The sequence below is a fragment of the Kitasatospora sp. NPDC093558 genome (assembly GCF_040683475.1).
GTDB lineage: Bacteria > Actinomycetota > Actinomycetes > Streptomycetales > Streptomycetaceae > Kitasatospora.
Map to the genome: position 1 here is coordinate 1 of NZ_JBFBDY010000697.1, position 3056 is coordinate 3056.

The 3056-nt window shown below is 71.6% G+C and carries 1 protein-coding gene; it reads right to left on the reverse strand.

The window, feature by feature from the left end:
* Positions 1–3056, reverse strand: a 3056-nt coding sequence (locus tag AB0O00_RS33890) for an amino acid adenylation domain-containing protein (protein ID WP_363658394.1), incomplete at both ends; no start/stop codon positions are given.

A 3056-nucleotide genomic window follows, 5' to 3' on the forward strand; every position in this document is an offset into this window, starting at 1 on the left:
TGGCGTCGGGGGTGCGGGCGGCCTGGGCTGCGAAGGCGCGGTGCACGGTGGTGTCGGTGGGGAAGACGCTGGTGGCGTTCCACTCGGCGAGCAGGCGCTCGGTCTCGCCCGCAGGCAGGTGGGCGCCGGCGGCGTCGCCTTCGGGGTCGGCGGCCATGGCCTCCAGGACGGAGCGGTACATCGAGGCCAGCCGTTCGAGGTCGGCCGGGCTCAGCACCGCCGTGGTGGTTCCCAGGTTGACGTAGCCACCGCGGGCCATCGCGCTGAGCGCGAACTCGTTCGGCGAGGAGTTCAGCGTGGCGTCGATGTCCACGTCGTCCTCGTCGACCTGGTGGAAGTCCTGGTGCTCGAACAGCACCTGGATCAGCCGCTCGCTCTCGCCCAGGTCGCGCTGGATGGCGGGCAGCGGGTAGCGGCGGTGGGTCCAGATCTCCGCTTCCTGGGCGTAGACCTGCTCGACCAGCTGCCGCCAGGTGCCGCTCGGACGGGACGCCGGGAACGGCAGGGAGTTGATGTGCATGCCGAGCACCTGGTCGGCGCCGGGGACCTCCAGGCGGCCGTGGAAGACCACGCCCGTGTGGAAGGCGTCCTCGGGCGTGAGGGTGCTCAGGACCTTGAGGTGGGCGGCGAGCAGCACGCTCTTCAGCGAGGCCTTCGCCCGCACTGCCAGTCGGCGCAGCCCGGCCTCCAGGTCGTGGTACGGGACGTACCGGTGGTGGCCGTTGACCGCGCTGCCGTCCGCCGGCGTCCAGTTCTCCGGGAGTCGCAGCGGACTGCGGCCGGCCACCGTGCGCCGCCAGAACGCCCGGTCCTCCTCGCTCGCCAGCGAGGCCAGCTCGGCAGCGATGAAGTCGGCGTAGCGCGCGGTGGGCGGCTCGGCGGGCGAAGGCGCCAGGCCGTCGCGGAGCTCCCGGTAGCGGGTCTGGATCTCGACGAGCATGGAGTGGTAGCTCCAGCCCTCGGTGATGGCGTGGCAGTGGCTGATGGTCAGCCGCCAGGCGCCCTCCTCCAGGTGGACGCGGATGCGCATCAGCGGCGCGGTGGCCAGGTCGAAGCCGGCGGCCCGGTCGGCGGCGGCGAACTCGCGCCTGGCCCGGTCGAGTCCGGTGGCGTCCAGGCCGCGCAGGTCCTGCAGGGTGACCTGGAGGTCGGCGGTGGCGTGGACGAGCTGGAGCGGCTGGGAGTAGCCGCTCAGGTGCATCGAGGTCCGCAGCATGTCGTGGCGGGCCACGACGGCGTCGACGGCCTGCTTCAGGGCCGGCAGGGAGAACTCCTGCTCGTCCGGGATCCGGAACGAGGTCAGGTTGTGGTAGGTGTGCGCCTCGCCGGCCTTGAGCATCTCGACGAGCATGCCGGTCTGGATCTGGGAGAGCGGGTAGGCGTCGACGACGTCGTCCGGCAGGAGCGCGCGGTCCTCGGCGCCGATCAGGGCGAACGGCTCGACCGCCGTCACCAGCGACTCGCCGCCGGTCTGCCCGTTCAGGCCGCCGGCGAGCTCGGCGATGGTGCGGTGCCGGAAGACGTCCCGGACGGACACGTCGTAGCCGGCCGTGCGGAGCGAGCCGACCAGGCGGACGGCGCGGATGGAGTCGCCGCCGAGGTCGAAGAAGTTGTCCTCGATGCCGATCTGCGGGCGTCCGAGCAGGTCGGACCAGATGGCGGCGAGGCGCTCCTCCAGCGGGGTGCGCGGTGCGACGTAGCGGGCGGTGGAGTAGGCGTCGTCGTCGGGTGCGGGCAGCGCGCGGGTGTCGAGCTTGCCGTTCGGGGTCAGCGGCACGCGGTCGATCGCGACGTACGCCGCCGGGACCATGTAGTCCGGCAGGCTCGCGCTCAGGTGCGTCCGCAGGACGGCCGCGTCCAGGGCTCCCTCGGCGACCGCATAGGCCACCAGGGTTTTGTCGCCACCGTCGGTACGGGCGATCACGACCGCTTCGCGGACGGTGGGGTGGTCGCGCAGCGCCGTTTCGATTTCGCCGAGTTCGATGCGGTAGCCGCGGATCTTGACCTGCTTGTCGATGCGGCCGAGGAAGTCGAGAGTGCCGTCGGCGAGGCGTCGGGCCTGGTCGCCGCTGCGGTACATGCGGGAGCCGGCGGGGCCGTAGGGGTTGGGCAGGAAGCGTTCGGCGGTGAGGTCGGGGCGGTTGAGGTAGCCGCGGGCGACGGCGGGCCCGGCCACGTGGATCTCGCCGGGGACGCCGATGGGGACGAGCTGTCCGGCGGTGTCGAGGAGGTGGATGGGGGTGTCGGAGAGCGGCACGCCCACGGGGTTGCGGTCGGTGCGTTCCAGGTCGGTGGCCTGCACCTGGTGGTAGGTGGAGTGCACGGTGGTCTCGGTGATGCCGTACATGTTGATCAGGGCCGGCCGGTCGAAGCCGTAGCGGTCCGTCCAGGGGCGCAGTTCGGTCAGCTCCAGCCGCTCGCCGGCGAAGACCACGGCGCGCAGGGCGAGTCGGTCCGTGCGGGGGTCGCCGTCGCCGGCGAGTGCCGCCAGGGAGCGGAACGCGGAGGGCGTCTGGCACAGGATGGTGGCCTGCTGCTCCACCAGGAGGTTGAGGAAGTCCTGTGGGGAGCGGCTGAGTTCGGCCGGCACGATGACGAGTCGGCCGCCGTGGAGGAGTGCGCCCCACATCTCCCAGACGGAGACGTCGAAGGCGTAGGAGTGGAAGAGCGGCCAGACGTCGTCCGAGTTGAAGCCGTAGTGCTGCTGGGCGCCGGCGAACAGGCGCAGGACGTTGGTGTGGGTGAGGGTGACGCCCTTGGGCTTCCCGGTCGAGCCCGAGGTGTAGATGGTGTAGATCAGGTTGTCGGGTCCGGCCAGCTCTGTGGGCTCGTGTTCCGGTGCGGCGGTCAGGGCCGGGTCGTCGAGCAGGAGCAGCGGGGTGTCGGTGAAGCCGGCGATCCGGTCGGCGAGTGTGCTGTTGGTGATGACGATGGTGGCGTCGGCGTCGCTGATGATGTGGCCGAGGCGGTCGTCGGGGTTGACGGGGTCGAGGGGGAGGTAGGCGGCGCCGGACTTGAGGATGCCGAGGAGGGTGGGGATGAGGTCGAGGTTGCGC